This is a genomic window from Paracoccus laeviglucosivorans, assembly GCF_900182695.1.
Lineage (GTDB): Bacteria > Pseudomonadota > Alphaproteobacteria > Rhodobacterales > Rhodobacteraceae > Paracoccus > Paracoccus laeviglucosivorans.
In genome coordinates, this window is the sequence record NZ_FXTK01000001.1 from 254,993 (window position 1) to 278,840 (window position 23,848).

Genomic DNA, 23,848 nt, shown 5'->3' on the forward strand with positions numbered 1-23,848 from the left:
CCTCAAAGCACGACGATCGCGCCCAGACCCATGCGGGCCAGCGCGTAGACGGTCAGCGCGATGACCGCCCAACCGAAAATGACAGAGATGATGACGGCGGCTTTGCGCACGCCACCCTGGAAATAGTCATCGATCATGATGCGCGTGCCTTTGATAAAGTGCAGCATACCCACGATGATGAAAAATCCGGTGATCAGCGCCTGAAACGGGCGACCGAAATAGGCCAGCACCAGTTCACGCGGCAAGCCGATGGCGCGGGCAATGACGATCATGAACAGCGGCGTCAGGATCGCCAGCGCAACGCCGGTGACGGTCATGGCCCAGTGGTGCTGCGTGCCCGAATGTGCGGAACCCAGACCTTCGGCGGCTTTGCGGGGGGTGATGTAACGCATGATCGGCCCCTTAGAACGCGAAGAAGATGATAAGCGTCAGCACGGCCAGCGCGACCGAACCCGCGATCAGGATCTGGCTGGAGCGTTCGGCCTGTGCGATTTCAAGCCCGTGGCCCGCATCATAGAAAAAGATGTGCCGAAGGCCGGACAGCAGGTGATACCACAGCGCCCACATCGAACCGGTCAGGACGATGAAGCCGATCCACGACCGCATCACCCAATCAGCACAGGCGAATGCACCCGGAGAGGCCACAGCGGCAACCAGCCACCAGACGATCAGGACGATGCCCGCGACCAGAGCATGACCGGTGATCCGGGTCATGATCGAGGTGATGGCGGCGAGTGGCAGGCGGTAAACCTGCAGATGCGGTGACAGCGGCCGGTTACCCCGGTTAACGTCAGCCATGGTGCGCTCTCCTGCGTATCAGAGGCCCTCACAGCACAAGGCGGCTGGCGGCAAGGGCTGGCCGAGAATTTGCGTTGCTTCTAGTCGTTTTCGTTCCAGTGTCACGGTCCACCGTCGGGCGAAAGGGGGAAGACCGCAGTTTTTTAAGTTTTGTGATCACACTTGCAGCGCCCGTGATCACAGCGGCTTACATGATTGCGGTATCAGCGCCGAGTTCAGCGAACCGCCTCCAAAACCTGAGAGATTTGGTCATTATACCGAAAGAACGCGATCTTCTGTTCGCCCTCGACCGGGGCCGAGGTCAGCAGCAGCGACAGATGCCCGCTGCCGGGTGGCTTCAGCTTGAAAAGGCTGACTTCCTGCACCAGCCCGCCCGTATCGCGACGCTGCATGACGGTGCTGCATTCAGCAAACCCATCGGGGATCAACCGTGCCAGCGGCCCCATCACCTCGTCGAACTTTGCGTCCCGGTCCTGGACCAACGGGGTTGCGGCCTGAAAGAACGCCTCGAATCGGCCCGCAAGGAAATCGGCCTTGGCAGCTTCGTGAACGGCCACGGGCTCGGTCCCGTTCAACGCGCAGGGCGCATCGGCAAAGACGGGGCTGGCCAGCAGCGACAAACCGAACCAAAGCCCCCTCATTTCGGGATCAACGCCCAGTAATCCAGATCCAGCAGCACATCCGGCGCATATTTGCCCTCGGGCGTCAGCAGGGCGTGATCGCCCGCCGCGCCCTTATGCGCCACCAGCCGCAGCCGGATCGCGCCGATGCCGGGGGCGTCGGTATCGGCCTTGTCCAGCACCTCGGACCATGCGCGGATCGTGTCGCCCGCGAAACAGGGATTGGCATGTGCGCCGCCGTTCAGGGCCACCATCATCTGCGCATTGGCCAGCCCGTTGAAGGACAGCGCACGGGCCATGCTGATGACATGCCCGCCATAGATCAGCCGCCGCCCGTCTTCGCGGGCCGTCGCGTCGAAATGCACCTTGGCCGTGTTCTGCCACAGGCGGGTGGCCAGCATATGCTCGGCCTCTTCGACGGTGACGCCATCCACGTGGTCGATAACCTCGCCCACCTGATAGTCGTCCCAGGCGTGCGGCTCGCCCGCCAGCTCAAAGTCGTAATCGCTGAAATCCAGTTCCTCGGGGATGATCAGGTCGTCGGGATGGACGACGCGGGCAAGGTCCGGCACGACCGCTTCGGGCGCGGGGGCGTCGGGATCGGCCTTGCGCACCATGACCCAGCGGACATATTCCAGCACCGGCAGGTCCATCTGGTTCAACCCGCGCGTCCGCACCCAGACGACACCCGACTTGCCGTTCGAATTTTCCTTCAGCCCGATCACCTGCGATTCCGCGCGCAACGTGTCGCCGGGCCAGACGGGATGCAACCAGCGCCCCTCGGCATAGCCCAGATTGGCAATGGCATTCAGGCTGATATCCGGGACGGTCTTGCCGAAAACGGTGTGAAAGGCGATCAGATCGTCCATCGGACTGCCCTCAAGCCCGCAATTCACCGCAAATTCATCCGAGGAATACAGCGCATGACGCGCCGGATACAGCGCGTGATACAGCGCCCGTTCCCCTTCTGCGACGGTGCGGGGGGTGGCGTGGCGGATCACCTGACCGATGCGGTAATCCTCGAAGAAACGTCCCGGATTTGTCTTGGTCATTGCTGGCCCAGCTTCATGTCGGGGTGATATTCGGCCTCGATGTCCTTGGTCACCGCCTGCGCACAGCGCATCACCCCCTTGACCGGATCGAACGCGATCGAGGGCGCACCGTGCAATTCCCAGCCTTTGGACAGGGCATTGCTGACCTTGTGGCAGAACTCGGATGTGTCATCCTCGGTCAGCAGGCGATAGATCTTGGGCATGTCAGCCTCCGAATGGGTTATAGCCTAGCCATGTGTGGATCAGCCCGATCACCAGCATGACGATGACGGCCCCGACGACCGCCATGATTTCCTTGCGCGGCGGGAACGGACCGGCAGGCGGCGTCCAGCTTTGCGCGCGGCTCAGCACCGCCATCTCAAGCAGCGCCCAGACCAGCAGCCCGCCGAACAGGACGAAGCTGGGCAGATCGCCGTTCACGATCAGATGCGCCACGGCCCATAGCGATACCGCGGTCAGCTGCGGGTGGCGGATGTGCCGCGTGATCCGCGTCTTCATGCCATCGGCCGCGAACAGATACAGCGCGGCCAGCACCAGCAGATTGTTGATCCCCTTGAGCGGGGCGGACGCGCCCCACCAGTAAGGCCCGTCGCTGATGCGATAGCCGACGATCATCAGCAGGACCGAGACGATCAGCGCACCCGCGACCAGCCCACGGCCCTTTTTGCCCATATCGGCCCGCGCACCGGGTGCAAGCCGCTTGAAGAAATGCGCGCCCCACCACAGCGCGACCCCAAGGATAAGAAGCAACATCTGGCTGTTCCCTTGCTGGATGCGTTTGGCGACAGCCTGCACCTAGCTGGCCAGCAGCGCAATCGCCTCGGCCTTGGCCAGCGTGGCGCGGGCGGTTTCGATATGCAGGTTTTCCACGATACGGCCATCGACCACGGCCACGCCCTTGCCCTGCGCCTTGGCTTCGGCAAAGGCATCGATCTGGCGGCGGGCCAGATCAAGCTCGCCCTCGGTCGGGGCAAAAACCTCGTTGGCGATGGCAAGTTGGGCTGGGTGGATCAGCGTCTTGCCGTCGAAGCCCATGTCGCGGCCCTGTTCGCATTCGGCGCGCAGCCCGTCCTCATCCTTGAAGGCGTTGAAGACCCCGTCCACGATCACCCGCCCATGCGCCCGCGCGGCCAGCAGACAGGTTCCCAGGCCCGCCAGCAGCGGCAGGCGGTCGGCGCGGAAACGGGCGCCCAATTCCTTGGCCAGATCGTTCGTGCCCATGACCATGCCCTGCAAACGCGGGTGGCGGGCGATTTCATGGGCGTTCAGCATCCCTTCGGCGGTTTCCATCATCGCCCAAAGCGGAGTGTCAGGCACCAGTTCCGCCGCGCGGTCAAGATCGGTGGCCCGGCTGACCTTGGGCACCAGCACCGCATCCGCACCGCGCGCGAACGCACGGGCATCACCTTCGCCCCATTCGGTATCCAGCCCATTGATCCGCACGATACGCGCCCGGCTGCCGTAATCGGCCAGCAGCGCCGCCGCCAGAAGATCGCGCGCAGGTGCCTTTTCAGTAGGGGCCACCGCATCTTCCAGATCAAAGATGATGGCATCGGCGGCCAGTGTCTGCGCCTTTTCCATCGCGCGTGCGTTAGCCGCGGGGATGTAAAGGACCGAGCGATAGGGCAACGTCATAATGCCTCCGGGTAATAATCTTGCGTGAAGCTGCCCCGGAACGATGCGAATCGCAAGCACTTCTTCGCTGCGGCGCAGCGTCAGACGGCAGTCCATATCAGTCGCAGCGATACCAGCAGCAATGACCAGGTAATGAATTTGTAAAAGAAATCCGCCGACATCCGCTTAAGCAGCCAAAGCCCGCAGATGACGCCAAGCACACCCGGAATCATCAGGACGGCGGCAACCGCCAGATTATGCAGCGAAAGCTGGCCCAGCATGGCATAGGGGATCAGCTTAACCGCATTGCAGATCGCGAAAAAGATCGTGGTCGTTCCCGCGAAACTCAGCGGCTCAAGGCGCAAAGGCTGGGCATAGACCTGATAAGGCGGCGCGCCGGAATGGCTGACAAAGCTGGTATAGCCCGACAGCAGCCCCCAGAAACTGCCCGCCCGCATCGAGGGCTGGCGCGCAGGCCGCCCCTGCCCCGGACGAAAGATCGCGTTCAGAGCGAAGGCAAAGCCGATGACGCCCACGATCAACCCCACCGTCCGGTCATCGACCAGATGTGCGGTGGCCCAGCCCAGTCCGATTCCCGCCAGAGCTCCGGGCACGACGGTCGCCAGAACCTTGCGGTCGAAACTGCGCCGGAACGCGATCAGCCCGCCGACATCGGATGCGACATAAACGGGCAGCAGGATGCCCGCCGCCTGCACCGGCGACATGACCAGCGACATCAGCGGAACCGAGATCACGCCGACCATCGCAAGGCCGCCTTTGGCCAGCCCGACCGCAAACGCGGCCACGAATGCCAGCACCCAACCCCAGACATCCAGTCCCATGCCATCCTCCGCGCTTTGCGCATGGCTAGGCGATGCCCGCCTTATGTGCAATCCGCAGGTGCTAACGCTAACCTGACGAATTGCGGTCGGATTTCGTTCGGATTTGACCGGGCTCTCTTGCGATTCCGATCCCAAGGGACTAGGCCACCGCCCGAAGCATCATGGAAATCGGAGGTTGACCATGGCCCGACCCAAGATCGCACTTATCGGTGCGGGGCAGATCGGTGGCACGCTTGCCCATCTCGCAGCAATGAAGGAACTGGGCGACGTCGTCCTGTTCGACATCGCCGAGGGCACGCCCCAGGGCAAAGCGCTGGACATCGCGCAATCAGGCCCGTCCGAAGGCTTCGACGCCGTGATGAAGGGCGCGAATGACTACGCCGACATCGCAGGCGCCGATGTCTGCATCGTGACCGCTGGCGTGCCGCGCAAGCCGGGCATGAGCCGCGACGACCTGCTGGGGATCAACCTCAAGGTCATGAAATCGGTCGGCGAAGGCATCAAGGCCCATGCGCCGAACGCATTCGTCATCTGCATCACCAACCCGCTTGACGCGATGGTCTGGGCGCTGCGCGAATTTTCGGGCCTGCCGCATGAAAAAGTCGTCGGCATGGCCGGCGTGCTGGATTCGGCGCGTTTCCGCCACTTCCTGTCGCTGGAATTCGGCGTCTCGATGCGCGACGTGACTGCGTTCGTGCTGGGCGGCCACGGCGACACCATGGTCCCGCTGACCCGCTATTCGACCGTCGCAGGCATCCCGCTGCCCGATCTGGTCAAGATGGGCTGGACCACGCAGGAGAAACTGGACGCTATCGTGCAGCGCACCCGCGACGGTGGCGCCGAGATCGTTGGCTTGCTGAAGACCGGTTCGGCTTTCTACGCCCCGGCCACCTCGGCCATCGAGATGGCGGAAGCCTATCTGAAGGACCAAAAGCGCGTCCTGCCCTGCGCGGCCTATGTTGACGGCGCGTATGGCCTGAACGGCATGTATGTCGGCGTCCCGACCGTGATCGGTGCGAACGGCATCGAAAAGGTCATCGACATCACGCTGAACGCCGACGAACAGACCATGTTCGACAAATCGGTCGATGCGGTCAAAGGTCTGGTCACCGCCTGCAAGGGCATTGATCCCACGCTGGCCTGATCGCCGGTTTCACAAGACATTGAAAACCCGCAGGGAGACCTGCGGGTTTTTGCATTTCGGCCTGTCAATGGTCAGAATCGTCGCATGTCGCCCCAAGCCGCGCGATGCTTGCGTTAACAGTTCGGGTTTTGTGATCACAGCCAGAAATCCTGTGATCACGAACTTCGAAATCTACCCCGTTTTACCGCACGTTCACGTCATAATGCTTTGGTGGTGGTGCCGGATATGCCAAAAGCCCGGCAACCGATAATTGCGGGGAAGAACCATGAACATCCATGAATACCAGGCCAAGGCGCTGCTGCGTCAATACGGCGCTCCGGTCTCGGACGGTCGTGTGGTCATCAAGGCCGACGAAGCCAAAGCCGCCGCAGGCGAGCTGGACGGACCGCTTTGGGTCGTCAAAGCCCAGATCCACGCCGGTGGCCGTGGCAAAGGCCACTTCAAGGAAGCGGCAGCCGGTGAAAAAGGCGGCGTCCGCCTTGCAAAATCGGTCACCGAGGCCGAGGAACTGACCCGTCAGATGCTGGGCCGCACGCTGGTCACGCACCAGACCGGCGAAGCTGGCAAGCAGGTCAACCGCATCTACATCGAAGACGGTTCGGACATCGAGCGTGAGCTTTATCTGGCTCTGCTGGTCGACCGTCAGACCTCGCGCGTGTCCTTCGTCGCTTCGACCGAAGGCGGCATGGACATCGAGGAAGTCGCCGAACACACTCCGGAAAAAATCGTCAGCTTCAGCGTCGATCCCGCCTCGGGCCTGTCGGATTTCCACGGCCGCCGCGTAGCCTTTGCTCTGGGTCTGAGCGGCGCTCAGGTCAAGCAATGCGTGGCGCTGGTGAAAAACCTGTATCGCATGTTCATCGAAAAAGACATGGAGATGCTGGAGATCAACCCGCTGATCGTCACCGACAAGGGCGATCTGAAATGCCTCGACGCCAAGATGGGCTTCGACAATAACGCGCTTTATCGTCAGGCCGACATCATGGCCCTGCGCGATGAAACCGAAGAAGACCCCAAAGAGCTGGCCGCGTCCAAGTTCGACCTGAACTACATCGCGCTGGACGGCGAAATCGGCTGCATGGTCAACGGCGCAGGTCTGGCGATGGCCACCATGGACATCATCAAGCTGTTCGGCGCCGAGCCCGCGAACTTCTTGGACGTCGGCGGTGGCGCGACGAAGGAAAAAGTGACCGAGGCGTTCAAGATCATTACCTCGGACCCGAACGTCAAAGGCATCCTGGTCAACATCTTCGGCGGCATCATGCGCTGCGACATCATCGCGGAAGGCATCATCGCCGCCGTGAAGGAAGTCGGCCTGCAGGTTCCGCTGGTCGTGCGTCTTGAAGGCACCAACGTCGAACTGGGCAAAGAGATCATCGCAGGTTCCGGCCTGAACGTGATCGCCGCCGACGACCTGTCGGACGCAGCCGCGAAGATCGTGAAAGCGGTCAAGGGCTGATGAAGCACGCCGTCCTTGCCTTCGGACTTGGGATCGCCACCGCCTCAGTTGCGGTGGCCGCCGATCCTGCAGTCTTGGCCGAAGGGGCCAAAGCTGTGGCGATCTGCGCCGAAAACATGCCCGATATCCGCAAGACAAAGGCCGCGTTGAACGACGCTGGTTTTCGTCTGGATGAAAGCGACGGACGGCTACACGCTTATACACGAAAGGGCGCGCGGATCGTCGTTGGCATTACAACGCCATCGGCCCGCAAGCCTGCCTGCATGACCGTGGTCAGCAAGATGACCCCGACCGAAGCGCAGATGCTTATGCAACCCTGGATCAAGGCCAGCCATGCGCAGCCGATCAAGGCCCTGAGCAAGGATCACAGCTTCAGCCATGTCGGGTCGTTCAAGGGCGGCCCTGTCGTCATAAGCGTCGTCAACCATGCCGAATTGAAAATTGTCCGTGGCGCGGCGGTCATCGCCGTAGGCCTGAACAATCAATAGTTAGGAGCGCCTCATGGCCGTTCTCGTCAACAAAGACACCAAAGTCATCTGCCAAGGGATCACCGGATCGCAAGGCACCTTCCACACCGAACAGGCGATCGCCTATGGCACCAAGATGGTCGGCGGCGTGACCCCCGGCAAAGGCGGTTCCGAGCATCTGGGCCTGCCGGTCTATAACTCGGTCCACGAAGCCGTGGCCAAGACCGGCGCGAATGCGACCGCGATCTATGTGCCGCCGCCCTTCGCCGCGGACTCGATCCTGGAAGCCATCGACGCGCAGATCCCGCTGATCGTCGCGATCACCGAAGGCATCCCGGTTCTGGACATGATGCGCGTGAAACGTGCGCTGCAAGGTTCGAACTCGTTGCTGATCGGGCCGAACTGCCCCGGCATCATGACGCCGGACGAATGCAAGATCGGCATCATGCCGGGCAGCATCTTCCGTCGCGGTTCGGTGGGCGTCGTCTCGCGTTCGGGCACGCTGACCTATGAAGCCGTGAAACAGACCTCGGACGTGGGTCTGGGCCAGTCCAGCGCGGTCGGCATCGGTGGCGACCCGATCAAGGGCATGGAGCATATCGACGTGCTGCGCATGTTCCTGGACGACCCGGAAACCGAATCGATCATCATGATCGGTGAAATCGGTGGCTCGGCCGAAGAAGAAGCCGCCGAATTCCTGGCCGAACAGAAGCGCAAGGGCCGCTGGAAACCGACCGCCGGTTTCATCGCGGGCCGCACCGCGCCGAAAGGCCGTCGCATGGGTCACGCAGGCGCGATCGTCGCTGGCGGCAAGGGTGATGCGGAATCGAAGATCGAAGCCATGAAATCGGCCGGGATCATCGTCGCAGACAGCCCCGCCGGTCTGGGCGAAGCCGTGCTGAAAGCCATCGGCAAGTAACGTCTTCGTAGGACTTTTGACTTAGGCGTAGTCCCCGCCTACCTTTATGGGGGCTACGCCATGACCGCCGCAGGTGGATGAATTGGACCGCAACGCGATCAGTGCCAGAATGCCTCGCGCCCCGAAAACGGGTCAGGTAGCGCGCATGTCCTGCCGGGTGCCGCGCCATGCGCCGCTTTTTGCAGTGCTTGTGGCTGTTGCTTTGGTCAGTGCCTGCAGCCGTGGCCCGACCGAAGACATCCTGCCCGGCGGCGTGCCCGCCAAGACCAATCTTCACCAAAGCACGGGCCTGCCGCCGGAATCGGTGCGCACGGTCAACCGCAACGACGCGGGCTGGCGGCTGATCTACCGCCCCAACAACGCACCGTCGGGGGCCGAACAGCAGGCCGCGCGCGCGCTGTGCGGTCTGGAACGCCGGACGGTCGCGCAGATCGTGCGGCTGCCGCTGGATGCACCCCATGACGATCCGGGTGCGGCCAAGATCGATGTCATCTGCGCATGAGAACGCATCACGCCATGCCCCATCATGCACAGCCCGCCGACCCGCAGAGCGCGCAACACCGTGCCGCTTCGCAATTTCCCCAGCCGCCTGAGCGTGACGGCAAGCAACTGGACGATCAAAGATGAACGATCAATCCCCCAACTCAACCTTTCATGACTCCAGCTTCCTGCAAGGCCACAACGCGGCTTATGTGGAACAGCTTTACGGCCAGTGGGCGCAAAACCCCTCGGCCGTCGATGAGGCCTGGGATGCGTTCTTCCGCAGCCTTGGCGATGACGAGGCGACCGTCACCCGCGAGGCCAAGGGTGCAAGCTGGCTGCGCGCAGACTGGCCGCCCGTGCCGTCCGACGATAACACCTCGGCGCTGACCGGCGAATGGCCGATGTTGCCCAAGGGCGAAGCCAAGGCCGCGCTGGACAAGATCGCCTCGAAAGCCGGTGAAAAGGGCGTCGCGCTGAGCGACGACCAGCTGAAACGCGCCGTGCTGGACAGCGTGCGTGCGATCATGCTGATCCGCGCGTTCCGTATCCGGGGCCACCTGCACGCCGATCTGGACCCGCTTGGGATGCGCGAGATCCCCGATCATGGTGAGCTGAAGCCGGAAACCTATGGTTTCACCGACGCCGATCTGGACCGCCCGATCTTCATCGACAATGTTCTGGGCCTGCAGATCGCCTCGATCCGCCAGATCGTCGATCTGATGAAGCGCACCTATTGCGGCACCTTCGCGATCCAGTTCATGCACATCTCGAACCCCGAGGAAGCCGCTTGGCTGAAAGAGCGGATCGAGGGTTACGGCAAGGAAATCCAGTTCACCCGCGAAGGCCGCCGCGCCATCCTGAACAAGCTGGTCGAGGCCGAGGGCTTCGAGAAATTCCTGCATGTCAAATACATGGGCACGAAACGCTTTGGCCTTGATGGCGGCGAGGCGCTGATCCCGGCGATGGAACAGATCATCAAGCGCGGCGGCGCGCTGGGTGTGAAAGAAGTCGTGATCGGTATGCCCCACCGTGGCCGCCTGTCGGTTCTGGCCAATGTGATGAACAAGCCGTTCCGCGCCATCTTCCACGAATTCCAGGGCGGCAGCTACAAGCCCGATGACGTAGACGGTTCGGGCGATGTGAAATACCACCTTGGCGCGTCTTCGGACCGCACCTTTGACGACAACACGGTCCACCTGTCGCTGACCGCCAACCCCTCGCACCTTGAAGCCGTGAACCCGGTGGTGCTGGGCAAGGTCCGCGCCAAGCAGGACCAGCTGTCCGACCAGACCTATCGCAGCGCGGTCCTGCCGATCCTGCTGCATGGCGACGCGGCATTCGCGGGTCAGGGCGTCGTTGCGGAGTGTTTCCAGCTTTCGGGCATCCGTGGCCACCGCACCGGCGGCACGATGCATATCGTGGTGAACAACCAGATCGGCTTCACCACTGCGCCGCATTTCTCGCGCACGTCGCCCTATTGCACCGACATCGCGCTGATGGTCGAAGCGCCGATCTTCCACGTCAACGGCGATGACCCGGAAGCCGTGGTCCATGCCGCGCGTGTCGCGATCGAGTTCCGCCAGAAATTCCGCAAGGACGTGGTTCTGGACATCATCTGCTATCGCCGCTTCGGTCACAACGAAGGCGACGAACCGATGTTCACCAACCCGGCGATGTATAAGAACATCAAGGGCCACAAGACCACGCTTCAGCTTTATACCGAGCGTCTGGTCGCCGACGGTCTGGTCCCCGAGGGCGAGATCGAAGAGATGAAGGCCGCGTTCCAGTCGCACCTGAACGAAGAATTCGACGTCGGCAAGAACTTCAAGCCGAACAAGGCCGACTGGCTGGACGGCAAATGGTCGGGCCTGCAGATCGAGGGCGAGGAATATAACGCCGGTGCCACCGGCATCCCCGCCGACACGATGGCCGAAATCGGCAATGCGCTGACCCGCGCCCCCGAAGGCTTCGAGGTTCACAAGACCGTCGGCCGCCTGCTGGAAGCGAAAAAGCAGATGTTCGAAACCGGCAAGGGCTTCGACTGGGCCACGGGCGAGGCGCTGGCCTTTGGTTCGTTGCTGGTCGAAGGCAGCCCGGTTCGTCTGGCAGGTCAGGATTCGACCCGCGGCACCTTCTCGCAGCGGCACTCAGCCTTTATCGATCAGGTGACCGAGGAACGGCACTATCCGCTGAACCACATCCGTGGCGGTCAGGCGCGTTACGAAGTCATCGACTCGATGCTGTCGGAATACGCGGTGCTGGGCTTTGAATACGGCTATTCGCTGGCGGAACCGAACACGCTGACCCTGTGGGAAGCACAGTTCGGCGACTTCGCCAACGGTGCGCAGATCATGTTCGACCAGTTCATCAACTCGGGCGAAAAGAAATGGCTGCGCATGTCCGGTCTGGTGATGCTGATGCCGCATGGCTACGAAGGCCAAGGCCCCGAACACAGCTCGGCCCGTCTTGAGCGTTGGTTGCAGATGTGCGCAGAAGACAACTGGGTCGTTGCGAACTGCACGACGCCTGCGAACTATTTCCACATCCTGCGCCGTCAGCTGAAGCGTCCGTTCCGCAAGCCGCTGGTGCTGATGACGCCGAAATCGCTGCTGCGTCACCCGATGGCGGTTTCGACGGCGGATGATTTCCAGTCCGGCTCGACCTTCCACCGCGTGCTGTGGGACGATGCCGAACGCGGCAATTCGCAGATGCAACTCAAGTCGGACAGCGAAATCCGCCGCGTCGTCATCTGCTCCGGCAAGGTCTATTACGACCTGCTGGCCGCGCGTGATGCCGCCGGTGCCGATGACGTCTATCTGCTGCGTCTGGAACAGTTCTATCCGTTCCCGGCGCAGTCGATGTCCAAAGAGCTTGAGCGCTTCAAGGATGCCGAGATCGTCTGGTGTCAGGAAGAGCCCAAGAACCAGGGCGGCTGGACCTTTGTCGAGCCGAACATCGAATGGGTTCTAAGCCGCATCGGCGCCAAGCATGGCCGTGCCCGCTATGTCGGCCGCGCTGCCGCAGCTTCGCCCGCGACCGGTCTCGCCTCGCGCCACAAGGCCGAGCAGGAATCGCTCGTGAACGAAGCCATCACCGTCGGGGCGTGACATGGCCGTTGAAGTCCGCGTCCCCACGCTAGGGGAATCCGTCTCCGAAGCGACCGTCGCCACCTGGTTCAAGAAACCGGGTGACACGGTCGCGGTGGATGAAATGCTGTGCGAACTGGAAACGGACAAGGTGACTGTCGAAGTGCCGTCACCCGTCGCCGGTAAGCTGGCCGAGATCGTCGCGTCGGAAGGCGAGACCGTTACGCCGAACGCCCTGCTTGCCCAGATCGCCGAACAGGGGGATGCAGGCCCCGAGGAAATGTTGCCCAAGGCAGAGACGGGCGCCAAGCCCCAGGAAGGACAGAAAAATATGAGCGGAAAATCCGTGGACGTCATGGTGCCCACCCTGGGCGAAAGCGTTACCGAAGCCACCGTCGCCACCTGGTTCAAGAAGGTCGGCGACACCGTGCAACAGGATGAAATGCTGTGCGAGCTTGAGACCGACAAGGTTTCGGTCGAAGTGCCCGCACCCGCTTCGGGCGTTCTGGCCGAGATTCTGGCCGATGAAGGCGCGACGGTCGATGCGACCGCCAAGCTGGCCGTGATCACCGAAGGCGCTGCCGGTGCAGCCGCCCCGGCCAAAGCCGCGCCCAAGGCCGAAGCCGCGCCCGCACCTGCCGCAGCCCCGGCAGGCAAGGATGTCGAAGATGCACCCTCGGCCAAGAAAGCCATGGCCGAAGCTGGCATCTCGCGCGATGCCGTCACCGGCACGGGCCGCGACGGTCGCGTGATGAAGGAAGACGTGGCCCGCGCTGCATCGGCCCCGTCCGCAGCGCCCGCCCCGGCAGCCGCGCCCCGCGCGCCGTCGTCCGCCGACGATGCCGCCCGCGAAGAGCGCGTGAAGATGACCCGCCTGCGCGCGACCATCGCCCGCCGCCTGAAGGATGCGCAGAACACCGCCGCCATGCTGACCACCTATAACGAGGTGGACATGTCGGGCGTCATGGGCCTGCGCAACACCTACAAGGACCAGTTCGAGAAGAAGCATAAGGTCAAGCTGGGCTTCATGTCCTTCTTCGTCAAAGCCTGCTGCCACGCTTTGAAAGAAGTGCCCGAAGTCAACGCCGAGATCGACGGCGGCGACGTGGTGTATAAACACTTTGTCCACATGGGCGTTGCTGTCGGCACGCCGAATGGTCTGGTTGTTCCGGTCGTGCGCAATGCCGATCAGAAATCCTTTGCTCAGATCGAAAAAGAGATCGCGGAACTGGGCACCAAGGGCCGCGACGGCAAGCTGACCATGGCGGAAATGCAGGGCGGCACCTTCACCATCTCGAATGGTGGCGTCTATGGCTCGCTGATGTCGTCGCCGATCCTGAACCCGCCGCAATCGGGCATTCTGGGGATGCACAAGATCCAGGACCGTCCGGTCGTCGTGGACGGTCAGATCGTCATCCGCCCGATGATGTATCTGGCGCTGAGCTATGACCACCGCATCGTCGACGGCAAAGGCGCCGTGACCTTCCTCGTGCGCGTCAAGGAAGCACTGGAAGATCCGCGCCGCCTGCTGATGGATCTGTGATCTTTTGATCGCTTGACCGGGGGCGCGCTTTGCCCCGTCCCCGGTCGTCCCCCTTGGGGCACGCAACTCTTTCGGGTCTCCTTCGGTTGAACCGGACAGGCCGCATTGCCGCTTTTGTCGCCGCAAGCCCGGCCTGACACAAAAGGAGTGAAGCCATGACCCAGATGATCGCACATTATCGCATCAGCGATTTTTCCCGCTTCAAGACCCAGTTCGACGCCGATTCCGAAGATCGCGGCAATAACGGTCTGTCACTGCTGCAATTGTGGCGCGAAGGCGATGGCAGCGCATGGGCGCTGTATCAGGTGGGCGATGCGTCCAAGGCACAGGACTATCTTGGCAAGGCCGCGACCGTGTTCAACACGCAGGCCGGTGTCAGCGAAGCCGAATTCCATCTGGTCGAGACCGCCTGATGTCCGCAGAAACCACCGCCCTCGCCCTTGCTGCACTGCTTCAGGCCGCCCAGATCGGGCTGGCCGCCATGTCGATGAACCGCGATGTCGGCGCGAAATGGAATGCCGGTCCGCGCGACCGGCAGCCCGAATTTTCCGCCGTGACGGGACGGCTGCGGCGGGCGGTGGACAATCATTTCGAAGGTCTGGTGCTGTTCACCATCGCTGTCATCGTCGTGTCGCTAAGTGACGCGGGGGGCATCCTGACCGGCTTTTGCGCCTGGCTGTATGTGCTGGCGCGCGTCGCGTATATTCCCGCCTATGCCTATGGCTGGACGCCCTGGCGTTCGGTCATCTGGGGCGTGGGCTTTCTCGCAACTCTGGTGATGATCCTCGCCAGCCTGTTTTCATGAACGAACCGGCGTCATGCGGATGCCGGAATGCAAGGAGACCTGAATGTCCACCTATGACCTGATCGTGATCGGCGCCGGCCCCGGCGGCTATGTCTGTGCGATCCGTGCGGCCCAGCTGGGGCTGAAGGTCGCCTGTGTCGAAGGGCGCGAGACGCTGGGCGGCACCTGCCTGAACGTCGGCTGCATCCCGTCCAAGGCGCTGCTTCATGCCAGCCACATGCTGCACGAAACGCATGAGAACTTCGAAAAGATGGGCCTGATGGGCGCACATGTCGAAGTCGATTGGGCCAAGATGCTGGGCTACAAGTCCGAAACCGTCGGCGGCAACACCAAGGGCATCGAATTCCTGTTCAAGAAGAACAAGATCGACTGGCTGAAAGGCTGGGCCAGCATCGAAGCCGCGGGCAAGGTCAAAGTCGGTGAGACGGTCTATGAGACCAAGAACATCGTCATCGCCTCGGGGTCGGAACCTTCGACGCTGAAGGGCGTCGAGGTGGACAACAAGGCAGGCATCGTGGTCGATTCGACCGGTGCGCTGGAACTGCCCAAGATTCCGAAATCCATGGTCGTGATCGGCGCTGGCGTCATCGGGCTTGAGCTTGGCTCGGTCTATGCGCGTCTGGGCGCGGATGTCACCGTGGTCGAGTTCCTGGACTTCATCACCCCCGGCATGGACGGAGAGGTGCAAAAGCAGTTCCAGAAGATCCTGACGAAGCAGGGTTTGAAATTCGTGCTGGGCGCCGCCGTGTCGGGCGTTTCCACCGAAAACGGCGCGGCCAAGGTCACCTACAAGCTGCGCAAGGATGACAGCGAACACACCATCGACGCCGAGGCTGTTCTGGTCGCCACGGGCCGCCGCCCCTATATCGCAGGCCTTGGTCTGGATACGCTGGGCGTCGAGGTCACGGATCGCGGCTTCGTCAAGATCGACGATCACTGGCAGACCAGCGTCAAGGGCATCTATGCCATCGGTGACGCGGTTCCTGGCCCGATGCTGGCCCACAAGGCCGAGGATGAAGGCATGGCCGTCGCCGAAGTCATCGCTGGCAAGCATGGTCACGTGAACTATTCGGTGATCCCCGGTGTGATCTATACCACCCCCGAAGTTGCCAGCGTCGGCCTGACCGAAGAAGCCGCCAAAGAGGCGGGGCGCAAAATCAAGGTCGGCAAGTTCCCCTTTATGGGCAACGCCCGCGCCAAGGCGCTGTTCCAGGCAGATGGCTTCGTCAAGCTGATCGCGGATGCGGAAACCGATCGCGTGCTGGGTTGCCACATCATCGGACCGAATGCCGGTGAAATGATTCACGAGGTCTGCGTCGCGATGGAATTCGGTGCCTCGGCACAGGATATTGCGCTGACCTGCCACGCCCACCCGACATGTTCCGAAGCGGTGCGCGAAGCGGCACTTGCCTGCGGGGGCGGCGCAATCCACGCCTGATCGGCGGGATTTCACCGACAGCCGCCGATTCAACCGGCGGGTTATTGCCGAAGGGCCGTCCAGCACTGGGCGGCCCTGTTCTTTTGATTTCCCAGAATTGCCGGGCTGTGGCTTATCCAATGGCAACGAAAACACGAGGGCATGATGATCGCAATGATCCGGCTTTTGGTGTTGGGTGGTGTGCTTGCCCTCAGCGCCTGCGGCGACAACACGGTTGACCCCGATAACCGCTATCTGGTCGAACCCCGCGTCGCCAAATCGCAGACCGCGCTTCACCCCAATGAAACGCCGGAACTGCGCCACCTGATCGACAAATACGCTGCTGAATATCAGGTTCCGGTCGATCTGGTGCAGCGCGTCGTGGTCCGCGAATCCACCCACCGCCCCGGTGCCCGCAACGGCCCATATTACGGGCTGATGCAGATTCTTCCCGCCACCGCGCGCGGCATGGGCTATCAGGGCCCGGCCAATGGCCTGCTGGATGCCGAGACGAACCTGAAATACGGCGTCAAATACCTGCGCGGCGCCTATATGGTCGCTGGCGGCAATCAGGACAACGCCGTGAAATGGTATTCGCGCGGTTACTACTATGAGGCCAAGAAAAAAGGCCTGCTGGAAGAAACCGGACTTCGCTGATCCGAAAGGCGCCCCTCGGGGCGCTTTTTCATTTTTGCGGGGCTGATGACTTGGCCACCGCCCGGCGATAACCTGCGCGAAGCCTTCGCACAGGAAAGCCTGATGTATATTCCGCCGCATTTCCACGAAATCGACCCCGATCAGGTCCGCGCGGTTATCGAAGCCGCGCCATTGGCCTGTATCGTTGCGCAGACGGATCAGGGCTTGGTCGCAAATCACATCCCGCTGCTGCCCGCCCCGGATGGCGCGTTGATCGGGCATGTCGCGCTGGCCAATGACATGCACCGCCTTATCGCCGAAGGGCAGGAGGTGCTGGCGATATTCCGCGGTGACGACGCCTATGTTTCGCCGAATTTCTATCCTTCAAAGCCGGAGCATCACCGGCATGTGCCGACATGGAATTATCAGGTCGTCCATTGCCACGGCACGATCGCATTCCAGCACGACGATCACGCCAAGCGCGCGGCCGTGGGCCTGCTGACGCGGACGCATGAACGCAGGCTGAACGGCAAGGATGCGTGGCGCATGGCCGATGCGCCTGCCGATTATATCCAGCAGATGCTGGCGGGCATCGTGGCCTTTCGCATCACGGTCAACCGGACGCTGGCGAAATCCAAGCTTAGCCAGAACCGCGACGAACGCGATTATCTTGGCGCCATTGCGGGGTTGGAAAACTCTGGGCAAAGCGGCGTGGCACAGCGGATGCGGGACCGGCTGAAACCCTAAAGCGGGCGGTTATAGCGGATAAAGGGCGATTTCTGCCCCACGCGATCATAAAGCATCCGGCCCGCGTAATTATCCTCGGCGGTCAGCCAATAGACATTGGGCACGCCCGCCGCGTCCGCGGCATCATAGACGCCCCGGATCAGCGCGCGCCCCACGCCGCGACCACGCGCCTGATCCGAGGTGAACAGGTCTTGCAGATAGCACACCCCTTCGTCGCGCCACAGATTGGGATGGAACACGTAATGCACCAACCCCAACAGCCCGCCATCGTCATAGACAAGGCCCTGGAAATCCCGCGCATCGCCTGACATCAGCCGGGCGAATGCCTTGTCATAGAATTCTGGCGCACGATCATGGCCGTAAAACGCCTGATAGCCGCGATAAAGCGCCTGCCAATGGTCGCGATCGCGGGGCTCCAGCGCGCGGATCATCGTTGACGCCGCGCCATGAAGGCCAGCTTTTCGAACAGCGCCACGTCCTGTTCGTTCTTCAGCAGCGCGCCATGCAGCTTGGGCAGCAATTCACCCGCCGGGCGCTTCATATCCTCGGGGGACAGGTCTTCGGCAAGGATCAGCTTCAGCCAATCCAGCAGCTCGCTGGTCGAGGGTTTCTTTTTCAGCCCCTGCACTTCGCGGATGTCCAGAAACTGGCTCAGCGCCTCATCCAGCAGACGGGGTTTCAGGGCGGGGAAATGCACATCCACGATGCGTTTCAGCGTGTCCGCATCGGGAAAGCGGATGTAATGGAAAAAGCAGCGGCGCAGAAACGCGTCCGGCAATTCCTTTTCGTTATTCGAGGTGATGATGACCACGGGCCGATGCGCGGCGCGAATCGTTTCGCCGGTTTCGTAGACATGGAACTCCATCCGGTCGAGTTCCTGCAAAAGATCGTTGGGAAATTCTATATCGGCCTTATCAATTTCATCGATCAGCAGAACCACCTTTCCGCTTGCCTCGAATGCCTGCCACAACTTTCCCTTGCGGATATAATTGGCAATATCATGGACGCGGGCATCGCCAAGCTGGCTGTCGCGCAGCCGCGATACCGCATCATATTCATAAAGCCCCTGCTGCGCGCGGGTGGTTGATTTCACGTTCCATTCGATGATCGGCAGACCAAGGCTGCCCGCAACCTGCCTTGCCAGTTCGGTTTTCCCGGTTCCCGGCTCTCCCTTGACCAGCAGGGGGCGTTCAAGCGTGATCGCGGCGTTTACCGCCACCGTCAGATCGGGCGGCGCGATATAGGTTTCGGTCGAGGAAAACTGCATTCGCCCATCCCTTGCGCAATACCCCGGCAGCCTAGTTGTGCCGGTGATGCTTCGCAAGCGCAGCAATTCCAACCTGTCGGAAAGGGATAGTGACAAAGGCCGCACCATACTTTAAGGGGGCGGCACGGAGCTGGCATACAGGCGCCCGGCTCCCGGAGGACCGATGAAAGCCCAGACCTTTCTGCCCGAAGATTATCGCCCCGCCGAAGACGAACCCTTTATGAATGAGCGGCAGCTTGAATATTTCCGCCGCAAGCTGATCGCCTGGAAGCAAGAGCTTCTTGACCAGTCGGCAGAAACCCTTGAGGGGCTGCAGGACAGCGCCCGCAACGTCCCCGACCTTGCGGACCGTGCGTCCGAAGAAACCGACCGCTCGCTGGAACTGCGCACGCGCGACCGTCAGCGCAAGCTGGTCAGCAAGATCGACTCGGCCCTGCGCCGGATCGAGACCGGCGATTACGGCTATTGCGAGATGACCGGCGAACCGATCAGCCTGAAACGGCTGGACGCACGTCCGATCGCGACCATGACGCTGGAAGCGCAGGAAAAGCACGAACGGCGCGAGCGGGTTCACCGCGACGACTAAGCGCGCCTGACAGGCATGGGCTTGGGGCCTGTCCCGGCCCCGGCCCTTTTATTTTGCAGGGGCAGCATGACCGGCCTTGGCGCATATTCCATTTCCATCATCGGTGCGGGGGTCGCGGGCCTGACCGCAGCCTGCGCTTTGGCGCAACGCGGCGCGCACGTCACGGTGCTGGAACGCGCGCCTGCCTTACAGGATGTCGGCGCCGGTTTGCAGCTTTCGCCCAATGCGATCCGCGTGATGGATGCGCTGGGGCTTTGGCCCCGGCTTGAGGCCGCCTCGGCCCCCTCGCATCGGGTTGAGCTGTTCGATACGGCGGGTCGGCTTGTGTCGCGGCTTGATCTGGCCAAACACCGCCCGAACGACCGTTTCCGCCTGATCCACCGCGCGCGGCTGATCGAATTGCTGGCAGATGCGGCGCGTTCGGCAGGCGCGCGGATCGAACTGGGGCACGAGGTCACGGACCTGCCCGAAGCCGATCTGGTCATTGGCGCGGATGGCGTCAAAAGCCGCATTCGTCCACTTCTGAACGGGACCGAAACGCCGTTTTTCACCCGCCAGACTGCCTGGCGCGCGCTGATCCCGGTCGAACCGGGGGCCGCGCCTGCCGCGCAGGTCTTTATGGGTCCGGGGCGGCATCTGGTCAGCTATCCGCTGGCCGATGGGCTGCGCAATATCGTCGCCGTGGTCGAACGCCCCGACTGGCATGACGAAGGCTGGTCCCATCCCGGCGATCCCGCCGATCTGCGCGCGGCATTTGCGCGTTTTGGCGGTCCCGTGCCCGGCTGGCTGGCCCAGGTGGATCAGGTCAGCCTGTGGGGGCTGTTCCGCCATCCCGTCGCCCAGCACTGGCAGCGTCCGCCCGGTGACGGTCCGGCCCTGGCGCTGATCGGCGACGCGGCCCATCCCACGCTGCCCTTCATGGCGCAGGGCGCGGTCATGGCGATCGAGGATGCGTGGCTGCTGGCCGCGTGTCTTGAACGCGACGATCTGGCCGCGGCGCTGGCGCAGTTCCAGACGCTGCGCGCGCCGCGCTGCCAGCGGATCGTCGATGCGGCGAACGGCAATGCGCGAAACTATCATCTACGGGGGCCGACCCGCGCGGTGGCCCATGCGGGCCTGCGCGCGGTGTCGAAGCTGACGCCCGGCCTGATGATCGAACGTTTCGCCTGGCTTTACGACTACGACCCGACGGCGGTTTAAGCCGCCTTTTCGACCGCCGCGACGATGCCTTCCACGACTTCGCGCAGGACGGTTTCATCCTCGGCCTCGGCCATCACGCGGATCAGGGGCTCGGTCCCCGATTTGCGGATCAGCACGCGGCCCTGTCCGCTGAGCCGCGCCTCGGCCCGCGCGATCTCGGCCTTGACGGTTTCGACCGACAGCGGATCGGCCCCGGCGGCATAGCGCACGTTCTTCAGCATCTGCGGCACGGGTTCGAATTGCGCGACAAGATCCGAGGCCTTCGCGCCGCTATCCGACAGCGCCGCCAGAAATTGCAGCCCCGCGATCAGCCCGTCGCCGGTGGTGGCGTAATCGGTCATCACGATATGGCCCGACTGTTCGCCGCCCAGATTGAAACCTTCGCCGCGCATCCGTTCGACGACATAGCGGTCGCCCACCGCCGTGCGTTCCAGCCGCAGGCCACGGCCCGCCAGATAACGCTCAAGCCCAAGGTTTGACATGACGGTTGCGACCAGCGCACCGCCGCGCAGACGGCCCTGATCGGCCCAGCGACCGGCCAGCAGCGCCATGATCTGGTCGCCATCGGCCACGCGGCCCTTTTCGTCGATGATCATCACCCGGTCGGCATCCCCGTCCAGACTGATGCCCAGATCGGCGCCATGTTCCAGCACCGCCCGCGCGCAGGCCTCGGGGTGGGTCGAGCCGACACCATCGTTGATGTTGAAGCCGTTGGGGTTGACCCCCAGCGGAATGACCTCGGCGCCCAGTTCCCACAGAACATCCGGGGCGGCGCGATAGGCGGCGCCATTGGCGCAATCCAGCACGACCTTCAGCCCGTTCAGGCGCTGGCCTGCCGGAAAGGTGGTTTTGGCATATTCGACATAACGCCCGCGCCCGTCATCAATGCGCTTGGCGCGACCGATATTCTGCGGCTGGGCGGGTTCGATGTCGCCCGCGACGATAGCCTCGATCTCGGCCTCGGCCTCATCGGACAGCTTGAAGCCGTCGGGGCCAAAGAACTTGATGCCGTTATCCGCCGCCGGGTTGTGGCTGGCCGAAATCATGATCCCCACATCCGCCCGCATCGAGCGTGTCAGGAACCCCACGGCGGGCGTCGGCACCGGCCCCAGCAACAGCACGTTCATGCCGGTGCTGGTCAGCCCCGCCGTCAGCGCGTTTTCCAGCATATAGCCCGACAGGCGGGTATCCTTGCCGATGACGACGCGGTGGCGATCCTCGCCCTTGCGGCGGAAATAGCGACCGGCGGCGGCACCAAGGCGCAGCGCCATCTCGGCGGTCATAGGGTAGGTATTGGCGCGGCCACGCACGCCATCTGTCCCGAAAAGCTTCCTGCTCATTCGCCCTCTCCGGTCACGGCCCGCCATAGGGCAAGACCTTGCCTTGTTTCTTCCACGTCATGGACGCGGTGGATCTGTATGCCCTGCGCAACCCCCGCCAGAGTCACGGCCAGCGTTCCGGCTGCCCGGTCCGCCGCGTGTTCGGCCCCGCCGATCGCGCCGATGAACCGCTTGCGCGAGACACCCAGCAGAATGGCGCAGCCCAGCCCGTGATACAGCGAAATCCGCCGCAGGATCGCAAGATTATGCGCCTGGGTCTTGCCGAAACCAATGCCCGGATCGATCACGATGCGGTCGCGGGGGATTCCTGCCGCCTCGGCCCGCGCGATGCGCAGTTCCAGCGCGTCATAGACATCCAGCAGCACATCGCCATAGATCGGGCTGTCCTGCATGGTTTCCGGCACGCCCTGCGCATGCATGATGCAGACCGGAACGTCCAAGCCCGCCACTGTCGCGGCCATGTCCACGTCGAAATCAAAGCCCGACACGTCATTGACCAACCCGGCCCCTGCCCGCACGGCGGCTTCCGCCACCGCAGCCTTGCGCGTATCGACCGAGATCGCGGCCAGCGCCGCCGCCTGTGCAATCACCGGGGTCACGCGGGCGATTTCATCGACGATCTGCACCTGCTGCGCGCCGGGGCGGGTGGATTCGCCGCCGATATCCAGAATCTCGGCGCCTTGGGCCACAAGACGGCGGGCATGTTCCGCGCCGTCATAGCTGCCACCATCGGAAAAGCTGTCGGGCGTCGCATTCACGATGCCCATGATGCGCGGGCGGTCCATCGACAGCCCCAGCACCGCACTGCGCGGGGCGGTCAGCGCGGCCAGCACCTCGGGCGGGGCGGTATCGGTGATGCGGGGGGCGGTGCCACGCTCCAACGCCTCGAGCCGCGAAAATCGGGTCCAGCCACCGGCAATCTGCCAGCGGCCATGTTCGACGGGAATCGGTCGGTAATAGATCTTGTTCATCAATCAGGGATCGTTCAGCGAAAGCGCATCTTGCGCGCCCGGTGTCGCGATGCAAGCGCCAGCCTTACACCCGCCCGACGGGGATGCGGAAACCAGCCGGTATGGCGGGCAAGGCAGTCCCTTTGGGCATCGCCCAGTCAAGGCGCGTCGCCTCAAGCCGGTCAGCCAGCCAAAGGGCCAGCGCATGGGGCTGCGGCGGCAGACCCGGCACGTCGCGCGCCATGCGCGCCGGGGCCCAGACGACGGCCCGCGCCTCGGTCGCGGCCCATTCCAGTTCGGTATGGCTGTCGGCGACGGTCAGCCCCAGACGCCCTGCCAGCGCCCATGCGGCCTGATCCAGCGCCAGCAAGGCCACTTCGCGGGCATTGCCGCCTTGCGGCAGCGGCAGATGCGGATCGTCGGGCACCAGCGCCACACCGCCACCCGGCAGTGACAGATCGGTGCCGTGAAAGATGACGCGCAGCCGCGCGGTCGTTTCCTCGGCGGCAACGCGGGCCTGACGGCGCGTCAACGTCACACCAAGCGCGCCGGGCACCCGGTCCAGCTTTTCCACGGTGACCGACACCTGCGCGGCGCGCGGATGCGCCAGAACCTGTGCTGCAATCTTTTCGGCCAAAGTCTCCAGCAGGTCATAGCGGCGATCCGCCAGCCCGGCTGCGACGGCACCCGTCAGGATGTCATAGGACAGGATGCGATCCACCTCATCGTCGACGCCGACGACATGGGTGGCAAGCTCGACCTCGATATTGAAGCGAAGCCTTTGATCCTGACCACGTTCGGTCTGGAAGGCGCCGATTTCGGCCGAGACGATATAATCGCGCAGGTGGATACGGTCAGGCTGGTCCATGCGCC

At 63.0% G+C, this 23,848-nt stretch carries 27 protein-coding genes; 14 read left to right on the forward strand and 13 right to left on the reverse strand.

All coding sequences use genetic code 11. The features are described from left to right. Positions 1-2: 2 nt before the first annotated feature. The 8 genes from FN835_RS01325 to FN835_RS01360 all read right to left on the reverse strand — a co-directional run bounded on the left by FN835_RS01325 (position 3) and on the right by FN835_RS01360 (position 4,920). Positions 3-392 carry a succinate dehydrogenase, hydrophobic membrane anchor protein gene (locus FN835_RS01325; RefSeq protein WP_142661378.1) on the reverse strand — a complete coding sequence of 130 codons (390 nt, stop codon included), beginning with the start codon at positions 390-392 and terminating at the stop codon, positions 3-5. Positions 393-402: 10 nt separating this feature from the next. Continuing rightward, positions 403-798 carry a succinate dehydrogenase, cytochrome b556 subunit gene (gene sdhC, locus FN835_RS01330; protein ID WP_142661379.1) on the reverse strand — a complete coding sequence of 132 codons (396 nt, stop codon included), beginning with the start codon at positions 796-798 and terminating at the stop codon, positions 403-405. Positions 799-1,013: 215 nt separating this feature from the next. After that, on the reverse strand, positions 1,014-1,439 hold the full coding sequence (locus FN835_RS01335) for a hypothetical protein (RefSeq protein WP_142661380.1): 426 nt from the start codon (positions 1,437-1,439) through the stop codon (positions 1,014-1,016). After that, entirely contained in the window at positions 1,436-2,470 is a 1,035-nt protein-coding gene (locus FN835_RS01340) for a MaoC family dehydratase (protein WP_142661381.1), read from the reverse strand. Before FN835_RS01340 ends, FN835_RS01335 begins: the two co-directional genes overlap by 4 nt. Further along, the gene (locus FN835_RS01345) at positions 2,467-2,673 is read right to left on the reverse strand and encodes a DUF1737 domain-containing protein (RefSeq protein ID WP_142661382.1); all 207 of its coding nucleotides are present in this window, start codon (positions 2,671-2,673) and stop codon (positions 2,467-2,469) included. Before FN835_RS01345 ends, FN835_RS01340 begins: the two co-directional genes overlap by 4 nt. 1 nt (position 2,674) lies before the next feature. Next, positions 2,675-3,223, reverse strand: coding sequence for an NnrU family protein (locus FN835_RS01350; RefSeq protein WP_142661383.1), 549 nt, complete (start codon positions 3,221-3,223; stop codon positions 2,675-2,677). 42 nt (positions 3,224-3,265) lie between these two features. Then, the gene (locus tag FN835_RS01355; protein WP_142661384.1) at positions 3,266-4,105 is read right to left on the reverse strand and encodes an HpcH/HpaI aldolase/citrate lyase family protein; all 840 of its coding nucleotides are present in this window, start codon (positions 4,103-4,105) and stop codon (positions 3,266-3,268) included. 80 nt (positions 4,106-4,185) lie between these two features. After that, entirely contained in the window at positions 4,186-4,920 is a 735-nt protein-coding gene (locus FN835_RS01360; RefSeq protein ID WP_142661542.1) for a sulfite exporter TauE/SafE family protein, read from the reverse strand. A gap of 187 nt (positions 4,921-5,107) precedes the next feature. Between FN835_RS01360 and mdh the strand changes: the two genes are divergently transcribed. The 12 genes from mdh (at position 5,108) to FN835_RS01420 (ending at position 17,632) form a co-directional block, all read left to right on the forward strand. Then, on the forward strand, positions 5,108-6,070 hold the full coding sequence (gene mdh / locus FN835_RS01365; RefSeq protein ID WP_142661385.1) for a malate dehydrogenase: 963 nt from the start codon (positions 5,108-5,110) through the stop codon (positions 6,068-6,070). A gap of 265 nt (positions 6,071-6,335) precedes the next feature. Then, a complete protein-coding gene (gene sucC, locus FN835_RS01370) occupies positions 6,336-7,529 on the forward strand; it encodes an ADP-forming succinate--CoA ligase subunit beta (protein WP_142661386.1) in 1,194 nt (397 codons plus the stop codon). After that, positions 7,529-8,017 (forward strand): hypothetical protein, encoded by a 489-nt coding sequence (locus FN835_RS01375; RefSeq protein ID WP_142661387.1) that lies wholly within the window; start codon positions 7,529-7,531, stop codon positions 8,015-8,017. Before sucC ends, FN835_RS01375 begins: the two co-directional genes overlap by 1 nt. A 13-nt stretch (positions 8,018-8,030) precedes the next feature. Continuing rightward, positions 8,031-8,915, forward strand: a complete 885-nt coding sequence (sucD, locus tag FN835_RS01380) for a succinate--CoA ligase subunit alpha (protein WP_142661388.1) — start codon at positions 8,031-8,033, stop codon at positions 8,913-8,915. A gap of 145 nt (positions 8,916-9,060) precedes the next feature. Beyond that, positions 9,061-9,417 (forward strand): hypothetical protein, encoded by a 357-nt coding sequence (locus tag FN835_RS01385; RefSeq protein ID WP_142661389.1) that lies wholly within the window; start codon positions 9,061-9,063, stop codon positions 9,415-9,417. 121 nt (positions 9,418-9,538) lie between these two features. After that, positions 9,539-12,505 (forward strand): 2-oxoglutarate dehydrogenase E1 component, encoded by a 2,967-nt coding sequence (locus tag FN835_RS01390; RefSeq protein ID WP_142661390.1) that lies wholly within the window; start codon positions 9,539-9,541, stop codon positions 12,503-12,505. Position 12,506: 1 nt separating this feature from the next. Beyond that, positions 12,507-14,027 (forward strand): 2-oxoglutarate dehydrogenase complex dihydrolipoyllysine-residue succinyltransferase, encoded by a 1,521-nt coding sequence (odhB, locus tag FN835_RS01395; protein WP_142661391.1) that lies wholly within the window; start codon positions 12,507-12,509, stop codon positions 14,025-14,027. 155 nt (positions 14,028-14,182) lie between these two features. Next, positions 14,183-14,440: a hypothetical protein gene (locus tag FN835_RS01400; protein ID WP_142661392.1), complete on the forward strand. Its 258-nt coding sequence runs from the start codon at positions 14,183-14,185 to the stop codon at positions 14,438-14,440. Next, entirely contained in the window at positions 14,440-14,832 is a 393-nt protein-coding gene (locus tag FN835_RS01405; RefSeq protein WP_142661393.1) for an MAPEG family protein, read from the forward strand. The genes FN835_RS01400 and FN835_RS01405 overlap by 1 nt, the downstream gene beginning before the upstream one ends. A 43-nt stretch (positions 14,833-14,875) precedes the next feature. Further along, entirely contained in the window at positions 14,876-16,270 is a 1,395-nt protein-coding gene (lpdA, locus tag FN835_RS01410) for a dihydrolipoyl dehydrogenase (protein ID WP_142661394.1), read from the forward strand. 144 nt (positions 16,271-16,414) lie between these two features. Continuing rightward, entirely contained in the window at positions 16,415-16,906 is a 492-nt protein-coding gene (locus FN835_RS01415; RefSeq protein WP_142661395.1) for a lytic transglycosylase domain-containing protein, read from the forward strand. A 45-nt stretch (positions 16,907-16,951) separates the two neighbouring features. Then, on the forward strand, positions 16,952-17,632 hold the full coding sequence (locus FN835_RS01420; protein WP_246098620.1) for an FMN-binding negative transcriptional regulator: 681 nt from the start codon (positions 16,952-16,954) through the stop codon (positions 17,630-17,632). Here the strand turns inward: FN835_RS01420 and FN835_RS01425 are convergent. Both FN835_RS01425 and FN835_RS01430 read right to left on the reverse strand, forming a co-directional pair. Further along, positions 17,629-18,063, reverse strand: a complete 435-nt coding sequence (locus tag FN835_RS01425; RefSeq protein WP_142661396.1) for a GNAT family N-acetyltransferase — start codon at positions 18,061-18,063, stop codon at positions 17,629-17,631. The two genes, FN835_RS01420 and FN835_RS01425, sit on opposite strands and share 4 nt — an antisense overlap. Then, positions 18,060-18,899, reverse strand: a complete 840-nt coding sequence (locus FN835_RS01430) for an AAA family ATPase (protein ID WP_142661397.1) — start codon at positions 18,897-18,899, stop codon at positions 18,060-18,062. Before FN835_RS01430 ends, FN835_RS01425 begins: the two co-directional genes overlap by 4 nt. Positions 18,900-19,062: 163 nt before the next feature. On the opposite strand from FN835_RS01430, the gene dksA reads away from it, so the two are divergent. Continuing rightward, positions 19,063-19,485, forward strand: a complete 423-nt coding sequence (dksA, locus tag FN835_RS01435) for an RNA polymerase-binding protein DksA (RefSeq protein WP_142661398.1) — start codon at positions 19,063-19,065, stop codon at positions 19,483-19,485. 66 nt (positions 19,486-19,551) lie between these two features. Then, complete coding sequence (locus tag FN835_RS01440; RefSeq protein WP_142661399.1) at positions 19,552-20,685, forward strand: FAD-dependent oxidoreductase; 1,134 nt, start codon at positions 19,552-19,554, stop codon at positions 20,683-20,685. Here FN835_RS01440 and glmM read toward each other — a convergent pair. The 3 genes from glmM to FN835_RS01455 all read right to left on the reverse strand — a co-directional run bounded on the left by glmM (position 20,682) and on the right by FN835_RS01455 (position 23,843). After that, positions 20,682-22,025: a phosphoglucosamine mutase gene (gene glmM / locus FN835_RS01445; RefSeq protein ID WP_142661400.1), complete on the reverse strand. Its 1,344-nt coding sequence runs from the start codon at positions 22,023-22,025 to the stop codon at positions 20,682-20,684. The two genes, FN835_RS01440 and glmM, sit on opposite strands and share 4 nt — an antisense overlap. After that, a complete protein-coding gene (gene folP / locus FN835_RS01450) occupies positions 22,022-22,996 on the reverse strand; it encodes a dihydropteroate synthase (protein WP_142661401.1) in 975 nt (324 codons plus the stop codon). The genes glmM and folP overlap by 4 nt, the downstream gene beginning before the upstream one ends. A gap of 64 nt (positions 22,997-23,060) precedes the next feature. After that, a complete protein-coding gene (locus tag FN835_RS01455) occupies positions 23,061-23,843 on the reverse strand; it encodes a dihydroneopterin aldolase (RefSeq protein ID WP_142661402.1) in 783 nt (260 codons plus the stop codon). Positions 23,844-23,848: the final 5 nt, after the last annotated feature.